At 33.9% G+C, this 25,134-nt stretch carries 20 protein-coding genes; all 20 read right to left on the reverse strand.

Features of this window, described 5'->3' with window-relative positions:
* Positions 1-68 precede the first annotated feature (68 nt).
* The 20 genes from ACEN2I_RS16680 to gltB all read right to left on the reverse strand — a co-directional run bounded on the left by ACEN2I_RS16680 (position 69) and on the right by gltB (position 24,982).
* A complete protein-coding gene (locus ACEN2I_RS16680; protein WP_441767242.1) occupies positions 69-983 on the reverse strand; it encodes a helix-turn-helix domain-containing protein in 915 nt (304 codons plus the stop codon).
* A 43-nt stretch (positions 984-1,026) separates the two neighbouring features.
* Positions 1,027-1,929, reverse strand: a complete 903-nt coding sequence (locus ACEN2I_RS16685; protein ID WP_441767243.1) for an SDR family oxidoreductase — start codon at positions 1,927-1,929, stop codon at positions 1,027-1,029.
* A gap of 295 nt (positions 1,930-2,224) precedes the next feature.
* Positions 2,225-4,447 carry an NADP-dependent isocitrate dehydrogenase gene (locus ACEN2I_RS16690; protein ID WP_441767244.1) on the reverse strand — a complete coding sequence of 741 codons (2,223 nt, stop codon included), beginning with the start codon at positions 4,445-4,447 and terminating at the stop codon, positions 2,225-2,227.
* Between the two features lie 278 nt (positions 4,448-4,725).
* Complete coding sequence (gene rplS, locus ACEN2I_RS16695; RefSeq protein ID WP_441767245.1) at positions 4,726-5,076, reverse strand: 50S ribosomal protein L19; 351 nt, start codon at positions 5,074-5,076, stop codon at positions 4,726-4,728.
* A gap of 161 nt (positions 5,077-5,237) precedes the next feature.
* Positions 5,238-5,609 carry a hypothetical protein gene (locus ACEN2I_RS16700; protein ID WP_441767246.1) on the reverse strand — a complete coding sequence of 124 codons (372 nt, stop codon included), beginning with the start codon at positions 5,607-5,609 and terminating at the stop codon, positions 5,238-5,240.
* Positions 5,610-5,760: 151 nt separating this feature from the next.
* Positions 5,761-6,438, reverse strand: coding sequence for a tRNA (guanosine(37)-N1)-methyltransferase TrmD (gene trmD, locus ACEN2I_RS16705; RefSeq protein ID WP_441767247.1), 678 nt, complete (start codon positions 6,436-6,438; stop codon positions 5,761-5,763).
* A gap of 83 nt (positions 6,439-6,521) precedes the next feature.
* Positions 6,522-6,671, reverse strand: a complete 150-nt coding sequence (locus tag ACEN2I_RS16710) for a hypothetical protein (RefSeq protein ID WP_441767248.1) — start codon at positions 6,669-6,671, stop codon at positions 6,522-6,524.
* A 3-nt stretch (positions 6,672-6,674) separates the two neighbouring features.
* A complete protein-coding gene (locus ACEN2I_RS16715) occupies positions 6,675-7,337 on the reverse strand; it encodes a thiamine diphosphokinase (protein ID WP_441767249.1) in 663 nt (220 codons plus the stop codon).
* Between the two features lie 97 nt (positions 7,338-7,434).
* The gene (locus ACEN2I_RS16720; protein ID WP_441767250.1) at positions 7,435-7,875 is read right to left on the reverse strand and encodes a DinB family protein; all 441 of its coding nucleotides are present in this window, start codon (positions 7,873-7,875) and stop codon (positions 7,435-7,437) included.
* A gap of 4 nt (positions 7,876-7,879) precedes the next feature.
* Complete coding sequence (locus ACEN2I_RS16725; protein WP_441767251.1) at positions 7,880-8,362, reverse strand: GyrI-like domain-containing protein; 483 nt, start codon at positions 8,360-8,362, stop codon at positions 7,880-7,882.
* Positions 8,363-8,370: 8 nt separating this feature from the next.
* Complete coding sequence (locus ACEN2I_RS16730; RefSeq protein ID WP_441767252.1) at positions 8,371-9,186, reverse strand: DUF4249 family protein; 816 nt, start codon at positions 9,184-9,186, stop codon at positions 8,371-8,373.
* A 35-nt stretch (positions 9,187-9,221) separates the two neighbouring features.
* Positions 9,222-11,600, reverse strand: coding sequence for a TonB-dependent receptor (locus ACEN2I_RS16735; RefSeq protein WP_441767253.1), 2,379 nt, complete (start codon positions 11,598-11,600; stop codon positions 9,222-9,224).
* Positions 11,601-11,771: 171 nt separating this feature from the next.
* Positions 11,772-12,956: a hypothetical protein gene (locus ACEN2I_RS16740; protein ID WP_441767254.1), complete on the reverse strand. Its 1,185-nt coding sequence runs from the start codon at positions 12,954-12,956 to the stop codon at positions 11,772-11,774.
* Positions 12,957-13,235: 279 nt separating this feature from the next.
* Positions 13,236-13,685 (reverse strand): hypothetical protein, encoded by a 450-nt coding sequence (locus ACEN2I_RS16745; RefSeq protein ID WP_441767255.1) that lies wholly within the window; start codon positions 13,683-13,685, stop codon positions 13,236-13,238.
* 390 nt (positions 13,686-14,075) lie between these two features.
* Positions 14,076-15,002 carry a phosphatase PAP2 family protein gene (locus ACEN2I_RS16750; RefSeq protein ID WP_441767256.1) on the reverse strand — a complete coding sequence of 309 codons (927 nt, stop codon included), beginning with the start codon at positions 15,000-15,002 and terminating at the stop codon, positions 14,076-14,078.
* Between the two features lie 850 nt (positions 15,003-15,852).
* Positions 15,853-16,146: a hypothetical protein gene (locus ACEN2I_RS16755; RefSeq protein WP_441767257.1), complete on the reverse strand. Its 294-nt coding sequence runs from the start codon at positions 16,144-16,146 to the stop codon at positions 15,853-15,855.
* Between the two features lie 939 nt (positions 16,147-17,085).
* A complete protein-coding gene (locus tag ACEN2I_RS16760; protein ID WP_441767258.1) occupies positions 17,086-17,430 on the reverse strand; it encodes a hypothetical protein in 345 nt (114 codons plus the stop codon).
* A gap of 146 nt (positions 17,431-17,576) precedes the next feature.
* Positions 17,577-18,794: a diaminopimelate decarboxylase gene (lysA, locus tag ACEN2I_RS16765; protein ID WP_441767259.1), complete on the reverse strand. Its 1,218-nt coding sequence runs from the start codon at positions 18,792-18,794 to the stop codon at positions 17,577-17,579.
* A gap of 214 nt (positions 18,795-19,008) precedes the next feature.
* Positions 19,009-20,463, reverse strand: a complete 1,455-nt coding sequence (locus ACEN2I_RS16770; RefSeq protein WP_441767260.1) for a glutamate synthase subunit beta — start codon at positions 20,461-20,463, stop codon at positions 19,009-19,011.
* A gap of 4 nt (positions 20,464-20,467) precedes the next feature.
* Positions 20,468-24,982 carry a glutamate synthase large subunit gene (gene gltB, locus ACEN2I_RS16775; protein ID WP_441767261.1) on the reverse strand — a complete coding sequence of 1,505 codons (4,515 nt, stop codon included), beginning with the start codon at positions 24,980-24,982 and terminating at the stop codon, positions 20,468-20,470.
* Positions 24,983-25,134: the final 152 nt, after the last annotated feature.

Consider the following 25,134-nt stretch of genomic DNA (forward strand, 5'->3'; position numbering starts at 1 on the left):
CAAAGATGAATAGAAATGAAGAACTGAATGTATGCAAAATGATGATTATCGTATGCAAAGTACGGTTGTTAATTGAAAGACTTTCTGAATTCCAAAGGAGAAATATCCGTTTTAGCTTTAAATAATTTACTGAAAGACTGGGAGTGTTCAAATCCCAATTCATAAGCAATTTGACTTACAGAAAGTTCAGTTGCTGATAGCTTTTCTTTGGCTTTCTCAATAAGTTTTTCATGTATAATTTGCTGGGTGTTTTGTCCCGTCAATGTTTTCAGTAGATTGCGCATATACTGAGGCGACATATTAAATTCATCCGAAAGATATTGTACACTCGGTAATCCTTGTTCTTTGAGATTATTTTCTTCAAAATAATTATTAAGAGAAGTTTCAAGTCTTTCCAAAAACTGATGATGTGCTTTCTGACGGGTAATAAACTGTCGCTCGTAAAACCTTTCGGAATAATTGAGAAGAGTTTCTAACTGAGAAATGATGATATTCTGACTGAATTTATCAATGTTTGTCTGATATTCCTGCTTGATGTTTTCGGTGATTTGCTGAATTTTTATTTCCTCATCTTCTGATAAAAATAAAGCTTCATTCACCGAATAATTAAAAAAATCATATTTCCTGATGGCAGTTGCCATAGGCGTATTCCAAAGAAAATCAGGATGAATCATGATCATCCATCCGGAAGGGTTTTTACCATTTTCTTCTCTGATCACACCTAAAACCTGATGAGGAGCCATTCCAAACATGATACCTTCATCAAAATCATAATCTTGTTGACCGTATCTGTATTTATGATCCATATCTCTTTTTACGGAAATCATATAAAAATCAAATATCAAACTCTGCTTTCCGATTTCTGAAGTTTGTTCCATATCTTCAAAATTTATTACACTTATCAGCGGATGTTTTGGTGTTGGCAGTCCCCGTAAGCTGTGAAATTGAGAGATGGTTTTTATTCTTATCGGAGTGTCAGACATTGGCTTAATATTTAATCAAATTTAATAAATATATAAATACAGATTATTGTAGTTCAGGGAAATAAATATCGCCCTGCAAGTCTTCCAACAAAGTTGAATGTTGCGGTTCCCAGTTCAAAGCTGCTTTAGTTTTTTCGCTTGATGTCAGATTATTAAGCTTTGCAAAGTGGGCAAACCAACCGAAATGTCCTGCTGCTTCATCATTTGTAAGGGAAACAACTGGAATCTGCAATCTTTCAGCGATAAATGTTGCAATGTCTTTAAATGGAATACCTTGTTCTGCAACGGCGTGATATCTTGTGCCGCTTTCAAAAGGTTTTTCCAAAGCCAATCGGTATAATTTGGCTGCATCCAATCTGTGAACTGCCGGCCAAAAATTGTTACCATCATTAATGATTGCTGATATTCCTTTTTCTCTTGCAATATGAATTGAGGTTGGGACAAAACCAATAATATCCCCTTTTCCGTGAACCGATGGTGACAGTCTGATGACAGCAACTTTTATCCCTTTTGCAGCTACAGCATCGGCAGCATTTTCTGTTGCAATTCTCGGGTGTGGATTGTTAGCATTAAGGTCTTCCTCTGTGGTAATTCCGTCTTTGGAAAAAAGTGCTGTTCCGGATGTGATGAGAAGAGGTTTATCAGTTCCCATTAAAGCTTCACCGATAGTTTCAATTACTTTTTCATCAAGTTGACACATTTCTTCGAATCTTGTGAAATCATGGACAAATCCCAGATGGATAACAGCATCTGAAGCGGAAGCTCCGGATTTCAGACTTTCAAAATCATTTAAATCTCCCTGGTGTGCTTCCGCTCCGGCTGCAATCAATTTATTCGCTGATTTTTCAGAACGGGCCAATCCCAAAACCTGATGACCTGCGCCTAATAATTCCTGTACTACTGCTGTCCCTACAAAACCTGTAGCTCCTGTTACAAATACTTTCATTTTCATATAATTTAATGACGCAAAGTTCAGGCTTTCCTGCTGTAGTCTTGTAGTCGAAAAGTATTTTGTTGTAGCCGAAAAATTATAAACATTTAATTGAATGATTCTCAAATTTCACGAATGATATTTCAGCCTTTATTTTAAACAATTTGTTGAATGTTGGCGAATATTCAAAACCTCAATTGGAAATCATTTTGTTACGGCTAATTTAATTTTTTGATTTAATAAGAGTATAAAACAAAAAAAAAGACAACTGTTTCCAATTGTCCTTTTTTAGATATACTATTTAGCTGTCTTATACTATTTTAGCCAAAATAGAATTGAATGTTTCACTAGGACGCATTGCTTTACTTACCAATTCAGGAGTTGGCTGGTAATAACCACCAAGAGTTTGAGGTTTACCTTGAGCACCAATTAATTCAGCATCAATTTTAGCTTCGTTAGCTTCAAATTCAGCGGCAATTGGAGTAAAGATCGCTTTCAATTCTGCATCTTTAGTTTGAGCCGCTAAAGCCTGAGCCCAGTAAAACGCTAAATAAAAGTGAGACCCTCGGTTGTCAATTTGACCTACTTTACGAGCTGGAGATTTATCGTTCGCTAAGAATTTATCATTAGCTTCGTCTAAAGTTTCAGCTAAAACAATTGCTTTGGAATTGTTTAAAGTTTGTCCTAAATGTTCTAATGATGCACCTAAAGCCAAAAACTCTCCTAAAGAATCCCAACGTAAGTAACCTTCTTGTGTAAATTGCTCAACGTGTTTAGGAGCAGAACCTCCAGCGCCAGTTTCGAACAATCCACCACCATTCATTAACGGAACAATAGATAGCATTTTAGCAGAAGTTCCTACTTCTAAAATTGGAAATAAATCTGTTAAGTAGTCACGTAATACGTTTCCAGTAACTGAAATAGTATCCAATCCTTTAATAATTCTTTCTAAAGTAAATTCGGTTGCGGCAATTGGGTTCAAAATACGAATATCCAATCCAGTTGTATCATAATCTTTTAAGTAAGTATTTACTTTTTTAATTAATTCTCTGTCGTGCGCTCTGTTTTCGTCTAACCAGAAAACGGCAGGAGTTTCAGATAAACGAGCTCTGTTTACAGCTAATTTAACCCAGTCCTGAATTGGAGCATCTTTTGCCTGACACATTCTGAATATGTCATTTGCTTCAACAGCTTGCTCCATTAATACGTTTCCGTTTGTATCTACTACACGAACAACTCCGTCTGCTTTTAATTGGAAAGTTTTGTCATGAGATCCGTATTCTTCAGCCTTTTGAGCCATCAAACCAACGTTAGGAACGCTTCCCATTGTTTTAGGGTCAAAGGCACCGTGTTTTTTACAGAAATCAATAGTTGCAGTGTAAATTCCAGCGTAAGAACGATCCGGAATAATAGCAATTGTATCTTGTTGTTTTCCTTCTTTATTGTACATCTGACCAGAAGTACGAATCATTGCCGGCATAGAAGCATCTACAATAACATCAGAAGGAACGTGTAAGTTTGTAATTCCTTTATCAGAATTTACCATTGCCAAAGCTGGTCCGTTTGCGATAGCGGCATCTATAGCAGCTTCAACTTCTGCTTGCTCAGGTCTTCCGGCTATTTTTGCGTAAACATCACCTAAACCATTTTTTGTGTCAATGTTTAATTCCTTAAATAAGGCTTCGTATTTTTTGAAAAGATCAGCAAAATAAACCTCAACGATAGCACCAAATATAATTGGATCTGAAACTTTCATCATGGTAGCTTTTAAATGCACAGAAAGTAAAACACCTTCTTTTTTTGCTTCAGCAATTGCATCAGCAGCAAAGGATTTTAATTTTTTAACATTTAAAACAGAGCTGTCAATGATTTCACCAGCCTTAAGCGGTGTACTTGCTTTAAGAACTGTTGTTGTTCCGTCTTTACCTGTAAACTCAATTTTAACATCGTTAGCATCAGCTACTGTAAGTGATTTTTCGCTACCGTAAAAATCACCATTCGCCATTGAAGCTACTTTAGTTTTTGAGTCAGCAGACCAAGCACCCATTGAATGTGGATTTGCTTTTGCAAAGTTTTTAACGGCTCTTGGCGCTCTACGGTCTGAGTTACCTTCACGTAAAACCGGGTTTACAGCAGAACCCAAAACTTTAGAATATTTGGCTTTTATTTCCTTTTCAGTATCATTTTGAGGATCTTCAGGAAAATTAGGGATATTGTAACCATGTGACTGCAATTCAGCAATAGCCGCTTTTAATTGCGGTACTGATGCAGAAATATTTGGTAATTTGATAATGTTAGCCTCAGGCTGAGTGGCCAATTGACCTAGTTCAGCCAAAGCATCACCTGTTTTTTGAGCATCTGTTAATGATTCAGGAAAATTAGATAAAATTCTACCTGCTAAAGAGATGTCTCTCGTTTCAATAGCAATACCTGCTGTAGCAGTAAAAGCCTGAACAATTGGTAATAAAGAATAAGTCGCTAATAATGGCGCCTCATCAGTTAAGGTGTAAAAAATTTTTGAATTCTGTGTCATTTTTTTTTTTTTTATAATCGTATTGCCGGAATCAGCAATTTTCAAGGTATAGTCGGCTCAAAATGAGCGGAGCAAATATAATAAAAACGCTCCGAAAACGGTGTAGTTTTCAACACAAATCCCGAAATTAACAAATTATTATTTCGAAGTCTTAAAATTATTAAATTAATGATTTTTGCAGTACAAAATTACGGTTTTGATATTTCGAAAATGAGTCCCAAAAAAAAACTCGTTTCAAATTATCTGAAACGAGTTTTTTATAACAAAGAGATAAATGACTATCTTCTTTTATCTTTAATCTTAGCTTTTTTACCAGTAAGTTCTCTGAAGTAGAAAATTCTAGCTCTACGGACAGCACCTTTCTTATTGATTTCAATTTTTTGCAAAGCTGGCAAGTTTACAGGGAAGATACGCTCAACACCAACAGATCCAGACATTTTACGAATAGTAAAAGTTTCTGTATTACCAGAACCTCTTCTTTGAATAACAACTCCTTTAAAAAACTGAGTTCTTGTTTTTTCACCCTCTTTAATTTCGTAGAAAACTGTGATAGTATCTCCAGCTCCAAAAACAGGGAAATCTTTTTTAGCAACTAATTCGGTTTGAACGAATTTCATTAAATCTGCCATGATATCTTATAATTATGGTTTTACAATAGAGCAACATTCACGGATCTCGCCAGAGGTTAGTCTAATTCGGGTGCAAATGTAGAAAATAATTATAAATTATGAATGAAAATTATGAATTATTTTACCGAAGTTTAAAATAAGGCTAATTTTCTAATTTTTAATTACATAACAAGTTTTGCTAACTTTACTTTTCGTTGTAATTGTTTGATGTTTTTATTCGTTTTTTTATTAAGATCCATGAACTTGTCCTTTCCCAGAGACGATTGTAAATCTGTATCTCTTTTATTAAACAGTCGGTCAATTTTACTATCACGGTCAGATTTTGATAATGATTTTTTATCCAGGTCCATTAAGCCTGTTGCTAAATCATTATTGGCCTTTTCATAACTGCTTTTTTGTTTAGCATCAAGCGTTACTCCTTCTGTTTTATTTAATGCTGACACTAATGATTTTTTACTCAATCCTTGTGCGAAACCTGCTGATGAAATTAAAAAGGCAAGGCAAAAACTTAATTTTATTATTATCTCTTTCATAATTAAAGTTTTAATTTGTTTTTTTATTGATTTCCAACAGTTTAAATGTAAGAAAAAAAAGCTAAAAGTGTAAAAAAAAAGAAAATTTAAAACCAATTAATCAGATAATAAATGTTTTACATTCTAATAAAATCATTTTATAAAAAAAACATTATTCTTCCAGTAAATCGGGACGTCTGTTTTTAGTGTGTTGGTAGGCCATATCTTCACGCCATTTGTCAATTTTAGCAAAATGACCGCTTGTTAAGACTTCCGGGACTTTCCAACCTTTATAATCTGCAGGTCTTGTATATATAGGTCCCGAAAGCAGATTATCCTGAAAACTATCTGTCAATGCCGAAGTTTCATCGCTTAAGACACCGGGAATTAATCTGATTAAGGCATCAGATAAAACCAAAGCTCCTAATTCACCTCCGGACAAAACATAATCGCCAATCGAAATTTCTTTTGTAATAAAATGATCGCGAACACGCTGATCTACACCTTTATAATGTCCGCATAAAATAATAATGTTTTCATACATCGACATGGTATTGGCCATTTTTTGATTTAGAGTTTCTCCGTCAGGCGACATATAAATAATTTCATCATATTCGCGTTCACTTTTTAAATGCGTAATACAAGCATCAATAGGCTGCACTGTCATGACCATTCCGGCACCTCCGCCAAATGGATAATCGTCTACGCTTTTTTGTTTATTGGTTGTGTAATCACGTAAATTATGAAAGTGAACTTCGACCAAGCCTTTGTCAATGGCACGTTTCATAATCGAAGCCTCAAAAGGGCTTTTTAGCAGTTCCGGCAAAATCGTAATAATATCAATTCGCATTTTATTTCTTCAATAGTTCTAAGGTACAAAGATACAAAGTAAATATTTTAGAAATTTAAAGATTATCACCTACCTCAATCGATTTATGAAAATGACTGCTCTGAGCCCTGATAGAAGTGAAAATCATTTTGTGCCAGTGTTTGGCATAAAATATTGTAACGGATAGCAGGAAATGCTCCATAAAACCAAATAGTAATATAGAATTCAATGGCAATGGCAATTTCAAAATTCAATTATTAGTCTATGCATTCCATCAGCAACAAATCGCCGTTGTTATGGGTAATGGTAACCATTCCGTCCTGAGCAACAGAATTGCTGCTGCCTGTTCTGTACCCCATTGTTAGCGTATCATTTTGAAGCGGATATTCTAAGTTAGTAGAATAAATTCCGTTTACAACACCAATAGGAATCAGTGAAATTGGCGTTTTTGCCGTGTACCATTTTTCAAATTTATTAGGCAGCAAGAATATTTTGGAGTGATCATCCAGAATTACGATTTTTAGTAAATCGCGATACCTAACAATATTGGTAAGATTGGTAATCGTATGATCTGCACGCTTTCCGGTGGCCCAAACCACGTTTACAGCTGGAATTTTTCTATCGATCAGATAATCAAAAGCTTTCTCTAAATCGGTTTTGTTTTGATCCGGGGTGTACACAATTTCGATTGGATATTGTGAGGTTTTGTAAATTTCGGGATCAAAACCATTATCGAAATCTCCCAAAAGTACATCAACTTTAATTCCTAAATCAATAACGCGTTCCATTGCAGAATCCAGTACAACAACAAGAGGTGACCATTCCAGAAGCTGTCCTAATAATTCAGGATTGCAGGCAGCTCCATTAGCGATAATTAAAGCGGGTTCCTGATCGTCTCGAACTATATGGTGTGATGACATGCTGAATTATTATTTTTGAATGTGGTACAAATGTACAAAAGAAAGGGATTTTTGAATATTGATTAACGCTTTTAGATTTCTGGTTTACAAATGTATTTTAAGATAATCGTCTGTGATAATTGATTTGCCCTAAATGATACGCTAAATGTGTGGAAAGATGAACCAGAAAAAAACCGGTTGTCATTTCTTTTTCGAAAACAATTTGGGTATAAATATGTTCTAAATCAGATTCCTTTAAAGAATCCAGCGTATTGTTTACCACTAAAATAGTTTCTTCAATTTTACTGATTAACTGCGCTTTCGGAATATCTTTTGCTGAAAATTCCAAAGGGCGATCCCGAATATAACCCGTTTTTCCGAGTTCAGCTCCAATGTAAGTGTTGAGATTTCCTATTAGATGCAGGCAGAGGTTTCCTGCAGAATTGGAAATATTTTTATCAATTACCCAAAGCTGACTTTCAGATTGATACGCTTCGATTTCTTCTTTTAACTTGTTCAGATCACGATTAAAAAGTGATTTTAGCGTTTGTATTAGCATAATTTTAAACTTTATTTTTTACAGGAATCCATATTTCTTCTTCAGAATCCGGATCATCTTTTTTATATGTTTCTGCCATTACAGCAAAATGAGGTCTGTCGTCAACATTATATTCCGAATCTGGAAGCCATTCTGTAAAAATAAAATGACAGGTTTTATCTGCTTCAGTCGCGGGCCCTTTATGGATAAAAACAGCATACATACCGGAAGGAATTATTAAAGCTTCCGTAACTGATGGAATTTCATCAAAATCAGAAACTTCAATAGCCGCCCATTTTTCAAAAGTATTTTTTGGATTAAAATGATCAAAATATTCAACAGGAAAAACTTCAAGTGAATACAAATTAGAGTCAATAGAACTTTTAATTTCTTTTCGCACGGGCATAAAACTACTCCATAACTGAAATGTTTTATTATCGACAAAAGACATTGTAATGTGTTTGCCTATAAGTTTTTTCTCGGTTAAGATTTCAATTCTGACTTTCATTTATGGAATTATTGAATGGTATATTTTGCAGTTACAATTTCACTAAGAGAAAAATAACCTAAAGGATAGTTACTTTTATCAGTTGTATTGATAATATTCCCTCTTACTGTGGCCGGAGGAGTTTGAAAAGGCCCACCTACATTACTGCCAGCAATACCTACTAATATATTCATATAATTATAATATTGCTTTGAAATTCCATAATGAGTTACTTCAAGTTGATCCCCTTTTTTTAAATCTTCGTCGTCAGAAACACTAAAAAATTCGTTTCCCTGATAAAATTCATCTCTATCCACATAGTAGGTAGAAGTAACTTTATTTGAATATACATAATTATATAAATAATAGTTGTCTGCATCTTGAGGATCTTTATAAAAAGCTCTAACTACAATACCTGCAATGCTACCTGCATTTTCCTGTGTAATATGTGTTATTTGAGTCACCGATTTTAAAGTTTCACTTGCCGTGTAAGTAGAACCGTCATTAATTACAATCAAAGTATAAATTTCTTCGATTACCGGTTTGAAATCAGTACAAACATATCTGCCTGAATTTGCTACTTCAGTAAAATTAAATTGTTGGTTGGCACTATTTTTAATATAAACAACAGCTCCTGTAACTACTGGAATTTCTTCTTCAAAATAGCCCGTAGTTGTTGTTAGTTTTACAGTCTGTTGAGCGCCTGAAGTTCCTTTTTTCCATCTGATAGCCGCTTCTATTACTAATTTTGGAGGAGCCGTAGTTAAATCGACATCTACAACCTCTTCGCAGCCGCTAAAAAATAAGGATATAAAAAACACTATTAATAAAATTGTTTTTTTCATACTTTCTAATGTTATTTCTTTTCAGAAAATGGTTTTTAAAACTTAAAATTGTAACTGACAGCTGGCACAATTCCAAAAATAGATGTCCTTACCGCTTCATTATAACCGGTATCTGCATTTTGGCGAAAGTTTATAGAAGCTGCATTCTGGCGATTATATAAATTATATATACTAAAAACCCACTCTCCTTTCCACTTTCTTTTTTTATTTTTTTCAAGGGATAAAGTGGCCGAAATATCCAAATGGTGATAAGCCGGCAAACGGTTTTCATTTCGCAATCCATAACCCGGAACAGTAATTCCCAAATACTCATACTGACTGTTTGGGTATGTTACAGGCTGGCCGGACTGTAATGCGAAATTAGTTCCAAATGACCATCTTTCATTTAAATTATAAGACGATGTAATAGCTAAATTATGCGTTTTATCATAAGTTGAACTATACCATTGACCATTATTAATTCCAGTTTCTTCAGGAGTCCTGCCTGGAGTCTGCTGCTCTGATTTTGAAAGTGTATAAGAAACCCAGCCGTTTAATTTACCTTCGTTTTTCTTAAACATGATTTCTAGTCCATAAGATCTCATTCTTCCGTTTAAAACAACCTGCTCTATGGCATTATTTGCAATCAAATCAGCACCATCAATATAATCCAGTCTGTTTTTAACTTTTTTATAATAAACTTCTGTTTCAAGAGAATAACTGCCATCATTGAAATTTCTAAAATACCCTAAAGCAACCTGATCTGCAATTTGAGGCTTAATATAAGTATCGCTTGGCATCCAGACATCAAGCGGTGTTGGGGATGAAGTATTTGAAATTAACTGAAGATATTGTGCCATTCTGTTATAATTGGCTTTTATGGCCTGCTCATCGTTCAGTTGGTAGGAAATTGAAAAACGTGGTTCAAAATTATCATAACTTTCAATAACCCTATTTTTTTTATAGTATTCTGTGTCTATTGGTGTCGCTTTTTCATAAATCTGCATATCTGAATTGAAGACAACTGCATTATTATTTTCATACAAATTAATTGTCGATGCTCCCAAACGATAAAACATGCTATATCTCAGTCCGTAATAAACCGTTATTTTTTTTGATAACTGGCTTTCTGCATCAATGTAAGGCGAAACTCCAAGTGCATATTTCTCATCTAATTGTTGAGGATTAATAGTGAATTCGTCATTTAAAGGTTTAATTGTTCCGGGATTAAACTGATAATAAATTCCGTTTAATCCATAATTCAATTTGAATTTATTTGAAATATAGTTCTCAAAATCATATTTAACAGTATAATTTTTAATTCCGGAATCCCACTTGAAACCTACAAAATTTAGATCAAGTCCATAATAATAGTCACTATAGATCAATGATAAATTTGCAAATAATTTATCTGAATACAAATGGCTCCAGCGTAAGTTTAAAATAGAATTTCCATAAGTATTCATAAAAAGGTCATTCAGTCTAAAAACGTCACGACCAAAATAACCTGACAAGAACAAACTGTTTTTATCATTTATTTTATAACTTAACTTGGTATTCAAATCATAAAAATAAGCTGCATTGTTTTTTTGCTCCTCTGACAATTTAAGAAATAAATGTGCATAAGATGCTCTTCCTCCTATCAAAAAAGAACCTTTATTTTTTACTATTGGCCCTTCTGCAAGAATTCTGCTTGAAATTAATCCTAATCCTCCATTTACATGAAACTCTTTACTATTTCCATCTTTCTGATAAATATCCAAAACAGAAGATACCCTGCCGCCGTAACGTGCCGGAATTCCTCCTTTATATAATTTTAAATTCTTAATGGCATCGGAATTAAAAACAGAGAAAAAACCGAAGACATGTGAAGAATTAAATATGGTAGCTTCGTCTAATAAAATTAAATTCTGATCAGCTCCTCCTCCTCTAACATTAAATCCTGAAGCTCCTTCGCCAGCATTTGTAACTCCCGGGAGCAGTAAAATAGATTTCAAAACATCTACTTCTCCAAAAACCACAGGCATTTTTTTGATGGTAGAAATAGATAGTTTATTAATGCTCATTTCAGGAGACTTAATATCAACCTTGCTTCTATTTCCTTTAATGACAACCTCCAGAAGTTCTTCATTACTTTCGTTTAAGGATAAATTATATTTTGTATCCTGATCGAGCAATACTATTTTTTCGACATTTTGATATCCTAAATAGTTTATCTCTAATTGATGTTCACCAGCTGGAAGTGTAAGTGAATAAAACCCGTATTTATTAGTAGATGTTCCAATTTTTAACGCTGGAATATAAATATTAACTCCTATTAAGGTCTCATTAGTTTTAAAGTCAGTTATGGTACCACTTAACGTAAATTTTTCCTGAGAGAATGAAATCAAAGTAGTAATAAAAATAACAAACGTGCTGATTTTTTTTATAATCATCTTCTGTAATTTATATACTTCATTAACAATTGCTGACTATTTTTGTTGTATTATAGTTGTTAAAAAAGAGTTAATAATTTTTATTTGGTTTTCAATTAGACCTCGCCTAAAACCCCCGTTTTATCCTTACTTAAACACGTTTATCTCGAATACCTAAAACAGCTTATTTAATCAATTTTTAAATCTATTCTGAACAATTATATTTTTTAACTTAACTTTTAAATCTTCGCCAGTATCATAAATCATCTGCTCATTGTTAGGAAACGGTATTGCCTTTTTATTAAAATTTGGAAGATAACTTTCGTCACAAGCAGCTTTATCGCCTTTGTAGGTTGAATAGAGTGATTCAAAAACAAAATCACTAACTACCGGAAAAGATTGCAGCAATTGATTAGTTCTGGCACTTACATAATCAATTTTTGCCATAATCTGACAGGATTTAAATTGCCTGTATTCAAATATATTGATTTGGATATTTTTAAATTTATCTACTTTAATCGGTCTTCCCAAACTATCTTTTACAGGATTGCCTCTTGAATCCAAAAGTGTTTTTACACCATCCTTAATTTGTTTTTCCTTAATAAATTCCTTCTCTTTAATTTGTTCCGGAGATATAATTATTTCTCTGAAATTAACAACCACACTGTAATCATACAAAATATTTTTTTGTTTTACATTGTGGTAAACCGTCCATTTGTCATTTAATCCATAAGTACTAAAATCCAATAAATCGTTTTGCAATTGCTTAGGAATAACTAAATTAGTTTCATTTATAGCGTAAACATTTACGAAATCTGTTCCTTTAAACTGCGCTTCATCCATTAACTTTTTAACATTCATGTAATTAGGATTTATACTTTCTATATAACCTAAATCATCATAAGCCTTTCTGGAATCAAGTTTATTAGGTGATTTTAAGAGAACCTGTGCATTTTCATATAAATATTTAGATAATGCATTTTTACTGCTTACAATCTGATCTGAATAATTATCAAAAATAAATTGAGCATTTTTCCCCTGCTTTAATAATTGAAGCGGTAATATTGGCCTGATTTTTTCCTGACGATTATGTAATTGTACATATGTGTCATAGATAAGTTCAAGATTGGCAGGATTTTTTTCTTTTTCCTTCATTTCAAGATTTCGCAAATCTCTATCCTTCGCTTTAGCAAAAGCTTCTTCGAGCAAATACACATAATCTTGTTTTCCTTTAGAATCCTTGTTGGACTTTAATGCTTCAACAGCGCGATTTATAGCTGCGTCATAATTACCATCACTAATAAGGGATTGGGTAGTTTTTACGCCACAGGAAAAAACTAAAAATAAGATAGAAAATAGTAAAATATTTTTTTGCATAGGTATCATTTTATGGTATAAATATATTTTTTTAGCTTTCAACAACTATGTCTTTTGTGATTTCTGTGCTAATAATCATATTCAGTACATTTTTTACAATTTTATTATTATTCTCTGCGCTTTCGTTAAAGAAAATTACCTCTTTCATTTTGACTCTCAATATAATGCTAAACGCTTTCGGAATTTAAATTGTAATTCATGACTTTTTACTTACTTTCATTATAATCCGTAAGGCAAATAAAATTATTATGTCTGGGCCAGAGTGAAAGTTTTTGTTATTTATTGCAAAATCGCATCAATTTTAGTTTCTGATTTTTCTTTTATGGTACTATCCGGATGAAAGCTCCAGATAATCAAAAAGTTTCCCTTTGCAAGATACTCCTCTGGATGAGCATCTGTTGGTTCATTGTCTTTTCCCCATAGCAATCCTTGCAGAAATCTATCGCCTTTGAATCTGTTTTCGAATTCAAAATACATAATTGAACCACTATCAGTTTTACTTTTAAAACTTTGAATTGCCTTACTCTTTAACTTCCCAACAATGTTGCTGTAAGTTTCAATATCATTATAAAAAGTGCAGGCCTGAATAGAAATACAGTTGTTGCCATCGCTTAAAAAGTAGCTTTTGGGAATTTCTTTGCTTGTTAGCTTTAAATCAGTAATAGTCTGGCTGAGTAAATTAGTAGTCAATAACAGGAATAATACCGATAGGGGAATCGTGATTTTCATGGTTTTAGGTTTTGTTTTTGGGATTAGGGCAAGTACAAAACTTTAGGCTTCTATTTTAGCAGTAATGAATTTGTACTTTCGCTAAAATAATATTTTTATTTGACTTAAAAGTTAATTTACTCCAGATATAAAACCTATTGCTATTTTTTTTCGTAAATAACTAAATGCCAATAAAATACACTTACCCATGAGTAATAAATATCAAGAAATAAGAGGAAGACAGGAACTTAATCTATTACAAAACCATGACGAAACAAATAAAAAAATAATTCTTATTACAATTGGCTTAATTATTTTTTCATTCTGTTTACTATTTGTAATTTGGAGTTATGTATTTTCGATACGTAATTTTATATAAGTTTGGTTTTAATAACTTTATATAATGGGATACTAAAAAGTTCCAATAAAATGAAATCCAATCATAGAATTTGAAACCTGAGGAATCAATTGTTTGTGTATTGTATTTTTTTTAGGATTGTAAGTAAGCCCATTAGATTCTTTTTTTGCCCTCTGTTTACGACTGCTGATTACTATAGATCTTCCTATTATTGTCCCTACTAGTCCGCCTACCAACAAGTCTGAAACCCAATGTTCATGGCTTTTTATATCTGAAAGAAATACCGCAGTTACAAATGTATACGGTATCCAATAGTTGTTGTATTCCATTTGAAATACTTTGGCAACGGCAAAATAAGAGGTCGCATGAAAAGACGGAAATGAAGTACCAGTACCTCCGTGTCCAAAGTGAATATTATCGTAGTCTCCAAAGTCCCATGGATTTTTTGTCCACGGCTCCACTACCGGATTATCATCATTTATTTTTCTTTGAGGTCTGTTTCTTGATGATAACGTTTTTAAAACTATTTGAGTTATAACATAAGAATAGGCTAAAGATTTAGCCGCATTAACAGCAACAACCTGTCCTTTTTCGTTGTTAATTATTAAGGAACCGGCGTAAAGCCCAATAATTGGATAAACAATATAAGAGTCGGTCCCGATTACATGAGGTATTGTGCTTTTAATTTCAGGCAGACTATAATTAATATTAGGTTCTACATGATCGTGCAAAAAACCGGTAGTTTGCTTGTCAACAGCTATTAAACCAATTATTCCTGCTGTGTAAAGAGCTGTTCTTTTCCAGTCACTTGAAATGGTATGTCCCATTGCCGAGAAATCTCCAGGAACACTCAGAAAGCTGTCTGCCCAAACGGAACCGGCTACTTTGAATCGATTATCTTTTTTTATCTTTAAAGTATCTTCCTGAGAAAAGCACGAAATCGATAGTAGGCTAAAAAAGATTACATTGAAAAATTTCATAATAAATAATTTTAAATTAAAATTTATTTAAAATATACCCATGAGTGTAATTAATCGTAACCAAAAAAATATTTCACACAAGACATTAAAAATCAATATCTTGAAATCAAAAATCAGGGGCTTATCTCAAATATAACGAAAAAAAATGTAAGAATTTTAATGAATTAAAAATTCTCCTAAATTATAATTTAAATGATATCAGATGTTTACCGAAAATAAAAATATCATAATTAAAAGCAGGTTTTATTGTCATTTTAATTTATATCAAGAAGCAAAAATCCCATTTACCTTTCGGAAATGGGATTTTTTAAAATTGGTTTGATTTATTTATACGGATTGTAAATCGATTCTATCTGTCTTTTGGTAATAGAATCAATATGCATCAAATCACGAACGTGGTCTAATGCCATAATAATTATTACAATTCCCCGCACGTGAACACAAGCGCAAACATTGAAATTATGATAAGATAACTTTGTAGGCACGAGCGGAACGCTCGCGCTAGCATATGAGAAAGTTTATAAAAACCACATAGATATATTTCCAAGCCATTTTTAAACTTGTATAAAAAATGAAAAGAGAAAATTCAATTGACATAGTGCGGGACGCTCGCGCCAGCGGAGGGGTATAATTTGTGAGACAATACAAAATAAAAAACAGAAGTATTTGTTTTTAAGAAATACTTCTGTTTTACTGATCCGCGTTACAAACGCTACGATTTATTTTTTAATTTACTTGGGTACTCGTTGCAAACGAGCACCAGATATCATGGCAAACGAGGACGAGTGGGAATCATAAATTATCTCAAATGAATTCATAATTATAATTTATATAGTAGAGCAATTTAACATTATGCATCGTATTTAGCATAATAAATTACTCTGTTTACTAATTCGCAAATATTACTTAAGTCATCTTTTAAATCTTCTACCAAATCTTTAATTAAAAAAACTTCTAAGAAATAGTTGAACTCAGGATTTTTTTCAATGATACTTTTACAAATATCTTCATCAGACTCTTCATCAATATCCGCTATAATTACAATCGAATCACTTTTAAACTCGCCATCTATTTTTTTTGCGAACGCTACAGAATAGTCATTTTCAATAGTATTTATTTTTTCGATTAATTGTTTAATTGTCATTTTTAGGTTAGTTGACTTTGTTATTTTTTTAATGCTTAAAAGTATTGTACTCTATTTAATATGCATCAAATCACGAACGTGGTCTCATGCCATAATAATCATAACAATTCCTCGCACTATATCAATTGAATTTCTCTTTTCATTTTTTGTAAAGTTAAAAATGGGTTAAAAATATATGATTTCACTTTGTGGGCACGGATTTCAAATCCGCGATATCGGGTAGGTTCTGTTCCAGTTTCAGTCATATCGTATTTGTTTTGAACCAAAATTATAAAAAATAGTAACTAACTGATTCAATAACAGTGCTTTTGTTTTCTAAAATGTTAATAAATTTGTTAATAACTTGATGTTGCAAAAAGTGGTCAAAAGTGGCGTAAAAATGTAGTAAAAGAATAAATTTTAGAACTGATTTTTTCATCAGAAGTGCCATTTATGGGCATTTTATTATCGAAAATTAGGTAATATTGAAGCCTTGCCTCTTCTCTAATAATGAAGTATATTTGTAAAGCAAGTGAGTAAGTCACCTGAAGCCATAAAAAAACCAAAAGCTTCCGACTTTTGGTTTTAAGGTGGATTGTTTAATCCGTTATTTCGATATAGATGGAAATACAAAACATTATTGGGTTATCGCTGATATTATATTTGCTACCACGTGTTATCAAGCAATTTAGAAAATTCGTGCTTGCTTGGAAAAAGTAAAAACTTTTTAACCACTGGATTCTTTTTGAGGATCTGGTGGTTTTTTACTTTGTACAAATGTACAAATAATACAATTACAAATATAGTAAATAATACGGTAATACATAATAATACTAATAGAGATACTAAACGTAATGAAAACATAGAACAAACTAATAATACTAATAGAGATACTAAACGTAGTACAGGTAATAATATTAATAGAGATACTAATAGAGATAGTGAAGGTAAAATTTTATTTCATTCTATTATATTTCTAATAGTCTTCATTCTTTTCTGATCTGTAAACCAAGATTCAAAGTTCTTGCCATCCCGATGTATATGTATACTTGTATTTTCATCTTCCAGATTATTCAGGATTTCAAAATTCTCTTTTGAGTAATTAATAAGTGATTCAATCTGAAGTTCATTTATCTTAATTCCAGTTATTAACCGAAATGGAAACTCTACCCATGATTGAATAAAAAGTCTGTCAAATTCTTTAGGCAAATCATTCTCATTGATTAACTTATAGCCTGTAGCAAGATCATCATAAAAATCAATACTTTCTTCTTCATAATATTTAAGCGTGTTCCAACCTGACATACCATTGTTTATTAGCAACAACATCTTTACTTTGTGGTTACTTTGCGGAGATTCCTCCTTCGTCGGAATGACAAAATTGTGCAAAAAAAATCCCATTCACCTTTCGGGAATGGGACTTTTGCATTGATATTCTCTTTTTTTTTATTTTAAACTGTTGCTTCTACTGGCAACGGAATTTGATTTTTAAGCAAATCTTCGAATGTTTCGTGTTGGCGAATCAGGATTCCCTGACCGTCTTTCCATAAAACCTCAGCCGGTTTGTATCTTGAATTGTAGTTCGATGCCATTGAGAAACAATACGCTCCTGCGTTTCTGAACGCTAAAATATCACCTTCTGCAATTTCAGGGATTCTTCTGTTGCTTGCAAACGTATCGGTTTCGCAAATGTATCCTACTACGGAGTAAAAACGCTCTTTTCCTTTTGGGTTGGAGATGTTTTCGATGTGGTGCTGTGAACCGTAAAACATTGGACGAATCAAATGGTTGAATCCACTATCGATTCCGGCAAAAACCGTTGAAGTTGTTTGTTTTACTACGTTTACTTTTGCCAAAAAGAAACCTGCCTCACTCACCAAAAATTTACCCGGTTCGAAAATCAGGGTTAAATCTTTACCATATTCGGCACAGAAAGTATTGAATCTTTTTGATAATTTTTTACCTAATTCTTCAATATCCGTTTCGATATCGTCTTTTTTGTACGGTACTTTGAATCCGCTTCCGAAATCCAAGAATTCCAGATTTTTGAATTTTTTAGCGGCGTCGAATAATATTTCGGCTGCATATAAAAACACTTCAATATCTAAAATATCAGATCCTGTGTGCATGTGGATACCTACGATATTCATGTTGGTATTTTCGACAATACGCACTAAATGAGGTAACTGGTGTACAGAAATCCCGAATTTACTATCGATATGTCCTACCGAGATATTTTCGTTTCCACCCGCCATTACGTGCGGATTGATACGAATGCATACGGGTACGGTTGGATATTTTGTTCCGAATTGCTCTAATATAGAAAGGTTGTCAATATTGATCTGAACCCCCATTTCGGCAACTTGCTCAATCTCTTCAAGAGAAACACCGTTTGGTGTAAAGAAGATTCTGTCAGGTTCATAGCCAGCATGAAGCCCTAATTGAACCTCCTGAATTGATACAGTATCTAAGCCTGAACCCATGTTCTTTAACAACTGAAGAATCGCAACATTAGACAAAGCCTTCATGGCATAGTTAATTCGCAGGTTTTCTACCTTAGAGAAAGCTTTTGTTAACCTATTGTACTGTGATTGGATTTTTTCGGCATCATAAACATATAATGGACTTCCAAATTGGTCTGCTAACTGCAGTAAATCTTTTGCTTGCATTATTAAACTATTTTGGACAAATTTATTATTCTTTTGAGAGTAAAAAAATTAATTGTAGAAAAATAACAAAATATAACAAATTGTTTGTTTTTTAAACTTTCTGTGAGTTTTATTTAGATTTCAAACATTTAGAAAATTTATTACACATTACTTACAAAAAAAGCAAAACGGCTATCAATAATGACAGCCGTTTAAAATTTCTTGTATATAATTATTATACTCCAGGTAAGTCTCCACCCTCTTTAGTAGGCAAATCAGACTTACCCATTAAGTAGATATCTACCTGACGAGCAGCTTCTCTACCCTCAGAAATAGCCCAAACAATCAATGATTGTCCTCTTCTCATATCTCCCGCTGTAAATATGTTTGGAACATTTGTCTGGTAATTATGTGCTTTGTAATTGCTTCTAAAATCAATTTCCAATCCTAACTGACTGCTTAAAGTTTTTTCAGGACCTGTAAATCCGAGTGCCAATAAAGCTAAGTCGCAAGGCCAAACTTTTTCTGAACCTTCAACTTCAAGTAATTCTGGGCGTTGTCCCGGAACCATTTTCCACTCTACTTTTACGGTTTTCAAAGCTATTAATTTACCGCTTGCATCCTTAATAAATTCTTTGGTATTGATTAACCAGTCTCTTTCACAGCCTTCTTTGTGAGAAGTAGATGTTTTTAACTGCAACGGCCAGTAAGGCCAAGGAGTTGATGCGCTTCTTCCAACCGGTGGTTTCGGCATGATCTCAAAGTTAGTTACCGATTTTGCACCGTGACGGTTTGATGTTCCAACACAGTCAGAACCTGTATCTCCTCCTCCAATTACAATAACATCTTTTCCGGTTGCCAATACCTGATTTTCAATTTTCTCTCCAAAAACTACTTTAGTCTGCTGTGTTAAAAAATCCATTGCCTGAACTACACCATCAGCATCAGCTCCAGGAGTAGGCAAACCTCTTCTTTCTGTAGCACCACCGCAAAGAACAATAGAATCGAATGCTTTTAAATCTTCAATTGAATAGTTTACACCAACATTGGTATTTACTTTAAAAGTAATTCCTTCTGCCTCTAAAATAGCCACACGTCTTTCGATAATTCCTTTTTCTAATTTGAAATTTGGAATACCATAACGTAATAAACCTCCAATTGCATTGTCTCTTTCAAAAACAGTAACGGTGTGACCTGCTCTGTTCAATTGCTGAGCGGCTGCCAATCCTGCAGGACCTGATCCTACCACCGCAACTGTTTTACCAGTTCTTACTTTTGGCGGCTGTGGTTTGATCCATCCTTCTGCGAAAGCACGTTCCACAATATTTTTCTCTATATTTTCAATAGCGATCGGCTCTTCAATAAGTCCTAATACACATGCTTTTTCGCATGGTGCCGGACATAAACGACCTGTAAATTCTGGAAAGTTATTGGTTGAATGCAAAATCCATGAGGCTTTTTGCCATTCTTCCTGGTATACCATGTGATTAAAATCGGGAATCAAATTCCCAAGAGGGCAACCACTGTGACAAAAAGGAATACCACAATCCATGCAACGAGAACCTTGAGTCGTAATTTCAGCTTCACTCAAAGGAATCGTAAATTCATTATAATTTCCTACACGCTCTTTAACCGCTAGATATGATTCGTCTTGTCTTTCGAATTCTTTAAAACCTGTTACTTTTCCCATTGTATTATGCTGTTAATTCTTCTACCATTTGTTCTTCTGTTTCCAGACGCTTTAATGCTTTTTTGTACTCTGTAGGCATCACTTTGACGAAATTGTCCAAGCTTGATTCCCACTCATTTAATAATTCTTTTCCTCTTGTACTATTTGTGTACAGAACGTGTCTTTGGATCAAATTTTTCAAGTCGTCAGCATCATCGCCTTCCACTGTTTCAAATTCGATTGTTTCCGCATTACACAATCCGTTTTTAAACTTGTTTAGAGGATCATAGATATAAGCGATACCACCACTCATACCTGCAGCAAAGTTACGTCCGGTACTACCCAGCACAACCACTTTACCTCCGGTCATGTACTCACAACCATGATCTCCAACACCTTCCACTACAGCAATCGCTCCAGAATTACGTACTGCAAATCGTTCTCCTGCTATACCATTGATATAAGCTTCTCCTTCGATCGCACCAAATAAACAAACGTTTCCAACAATGATATTCTTCTCAGCTACAAAAGTTGCTTTTGCAGGTTTTTTAATGATTAATTTAGCTCCGGATAACCCTTTACCTAAATAATCATTCGTATTTCCTTCTACAGTAAATGTTAGTCCATGCGCACTAAAAGCACCTAGACTCTGACCTGCAGAACCAGTAAAATTAATATTCAGCGTATCCTCAGGTAATCCAAGGTGACCGTATATTTTAGAAATTTCATTACTAACGATAGCACCAACAGAACGGTTTATATTATTAATTGGATATGCTAAAGTCATTTTTTCTTTTCTGTACAAAGCACGGTGAGAATCTTTCAGGATCTGGAAATCCAATACACCTTCTAAATTATGATCCTGCTTTTCTGTATTTGAAACTGGCATTGTTTTATATGCAGCTGGTCTGTACAAAATAGAAGATAAATCTAACCCTCTTGCTTTATAATGATCAATCGCCTTATTAGAATTGATTTTATGGGTTTGCCCCACCATTTCACCTAAAGTTCTGAATCCTAATTGCGCCATAATACCTCTTAATTCTTCTGCAACATAATAGAAGAAATTAATAACATGTTCTGGTGTTCCTTTGAAGTTTTTACGTAACTCTTTATCCTGAGTTGCAATTCCAACCGGACATGTATTCAGGTGGCATTTACGCATCATAATACAGCCAGAAGCTACAAGAGGTGCAGTTGCAAAACCAAATTCTTCAGCTCCTAATAAAGCAGCGATAGCTACGTCACGACCTGTTTTTAACTGACCGTCACATTCAACAACTATTCTGCTTCTTAAATTGTTCAAGACCAAAGTTTGCTGTGCTTCTGCCAATCCAAGTTCCCAAGGAAGACCTGCGTGTTTCAATGATGTTAAAGGAGAAGCTCCTGTTCCACCGTCATAGCCTGCAATTAAAACAACATCTGCTTTTGCTTTGGCAACACCGGCAGCGATTGTTCCAACTCCAACTTCAGAAACCAATTTCACATTGATACGGGCTTCTCTGTTGGCATTTTTCAAGTCAAAGATTAATTGTGCTAAATCTTCAATAGAGTAAATATCGTGGTGTGGCGGAGGCGAAATCAATCCTACGAAAGGAGTTGAATTACGTGCTTCTGCAATCCATGGCAATACTTTTTCTCCAGGTAGCTGACCACCTTCTCCAGGCTTAGCTCCCTGAGCCATTTTAATCTGAATTTCTTTTGCGCTTGACAAATAGTGAGAAGTAACCCCAAAACGTCCCGAAGCAACTTGTTTGATAGCCGAATTACGACTGTCTCCATTCACATCCGGCTGAAAACGCTTTCTGTCTTCCCCTCCCTCACCAGAATTGGATTTTCCTCCAATACGGTTCATAGCAATTGCTAAATTCTCATGTGCTTCTCTTGAAATAGATCCGTAAGACATTGCTCCCGTTTTAAAACGTTTCACAATTTCTGTCCATGGCTCTACTTCATCTAACGGAATCGGATCTAAGTTGTCAAATTCGAATAATCCACGAATTGTCATTAAACTCTTAGCCTGATCGTTAATTGTATTTGAATACACATCATAACTATCCTGATCACTCAATCGAACAGCTTGCTGTAATTTGGCAATAGTAGTAGGATTAAACAAGTGTCTTTCTCCATTACGTCTCCATCTGTATTCTCCTCCAATATTTAATCCCAATCGGTTTGCAATTAGTTTATCAGGGTAAGCATATTTATATCTTTCTGTAATTTCTTTTTCAATTTCATACAATCCGATACCTTCGATTCTTGAAGCGGTATATGGAAAATATTTTTGAACGAATTTGGAATTGAATCCAACAATTTCAAAAATCTGAGAACCTCTGTATGAGTGTAATGTTGAAATTCCAATTTTATTCATGATTTTCAAAATTCCTGAACCAATCGCTTTATTGAAATTGTCAACTGCTTTTTGTTCTGGAATTCCGGTAATAAATCCTTCCTGAACCTGAACACGAATAATTTCATTTACCATATAAGGATTGATCGCACTGGCGCCATATCCAAATAAAGTAGCAAAATGATGCGGCTCACGCGGCTCTGCAGATTCCATGATAATATCAAAATAAGAACGCTTGCGTAAACGGTTCATTTGATGATTTACATACGAACAAGCCAATAAAGCAGGAATTGGTGCAAACTCCTTATTAACCCCTCTGTCAGAAAGTATAATGATATTTGTACCTTGTTCTACCGCTTTTGTGATTTGAACAATAATAGCGTCCAAAGCATTTTCCAAACCATTCATACCCTCTGATTTAGGATATAAAATTTTGAAAGTTTCTGCTTTGAAATTATCTATAGAAATCGTTCTGATTTTCTCTAAATCTCCATTGGAGATAACAGGATTCTGGATTCTTAATTTACGGCATTGTTTACTTGTAATATCAAAAATATTACGATCCTGACCTAAGTTTAAAGCAATATCGGTTACAATTTCCTCACGAATACCATCCAAAGGCGGATTGGTAACCTGCGCAAATAATTGTTTGAAGTAATTAGGAATTAACTGTGGTCTGTCTGATAATACTGCAAGAGGTGTATCAATACCCATTGATCCCAAAGCTTCTTTACCAGTTTGGGCCATTGGCGTAATCATATCCTGAATATCCTCTAGTGTATAATTAAAAAGACGTTCTCTTGTAGGTAAATCAATAGTTTCTATAGGACAAACCTCCGAAGTTGAAGGAACATCTCTTAAGTGTAATCTATATTGGTCTAACCATTCCTGATAAGGTCTTTCAGAAACAATTTTGCTTTTAATTTCTTCGTCATTAATGATACGTCCTTCGTTCATGTCCACAAGGAACATTTTCCCCGGTTCTAATCTACCATGACTTTCTACATCTTCAGGATCAATATCTACAACTCCAATTTCAGAAGCCATAATTAATTTACCGCTTTTGGTAACAGTATATCTTGAAGGTCTTAGTCCATTACGATCTAATAAAGCACCAACATAATCACCATCCGAAAAAGGCACGGAAGCAGGGCCATCCCATGGCTCCATAATACAAGCATTATACTCATAAAATGCTTTACGCTCTGGAGACATTGTTTTGTGTTTTTCCCAAGCCTCAGGAATCATCATCATCATTACTTCAGGCAATGATCTTCCGGTATGCGTTAACAATTCTACCACCATATCCATAGAAGCAGAATCTGATTTTCCAGGTAAAATGATAGGGAACAATTTATCAATTTGTGGTCCGAAAACCTCACTTTTCATAATCTCTTCACGAACACGCATTCTGCTCACATTCCCACGCAAAGTATTGATTTCTCCATTTTGACACATGTATCTAAATGGCTGAGCCAGTTCCCAGGTAGGCATTGTATTTGTAGAAAAACGCTGGTGTACTAATGCAAGACGAGTAACCAAATCTGTTTGCTGTAAATCGGTATAATACGGACCAATATCTTCAGGCATAATAATACCTTTATATATTATAGTCGTAGTAGATAAACTTGGAAGATAAAAATATGAGCTTTGCGATATCTTTGAGTTTCTGATATTATGCTCCGTAATCTTACGTGCTGCGTATAATTTAGCTTTAAAAACAGCATCATCAATTGCTTCGTTTTTTCCAATAAATATTTGTTCGATGGTTGGTTCAGATGCCAATGCAATTTCACCAAGTTGAGAAGAGTCAACCGGGACTTCTCTCCATCCTAAAACAGAAAGTCCTTGTGCTTTGACTTCTTTTTCAAAAATATCTTTACAAAAATCATATTGATTTCTTATTTTTGGTAAAAATACCATTCCAACAGCATACTCACGTGCAGCAGGTAATTCAAAATCACATATCCTTTTGAAATATTCATGAGGGATGTCAATTAAAAGTCCAGCTCCATCTCCTGTTTTTCCATCAGCACTCACTCCACCCCTGTGCTCCAGCTTAACTAGAATTTCAAGAGCGTCATGAATAATTTGGTTTGTCTTTTCTCCTTTAAGATTGCAGATAAAACCAGCTCCGCAATTTTCATGCTCGAATTCTGGCAAATAAAGGCCTTGTTCTTTTAGTTTCATTCTTGATATTTTTTTTTTACAAAAATAGAGATTTCGTTAAACATAATGTACCAAAATTACACTTTGCCTTACACTTTTATAGGAATATTAGAAAAACGCTTCTTAAATGATAATAATTTTACAGAAAGCATTGTGAATTACCAAAATCACAA

Origin of the sequence: Flavobacterium sp. W22_SRS_FK3 (assembly GCF_052113665.1) — a bacterium.
In the GTDB taxonomy this organism is placed as follows: domain Bacteria; phylum Bacteroidota; class Bacteroidia; order Flavobacteriales; family Flavobacteriaceae; genus Flavobacterium.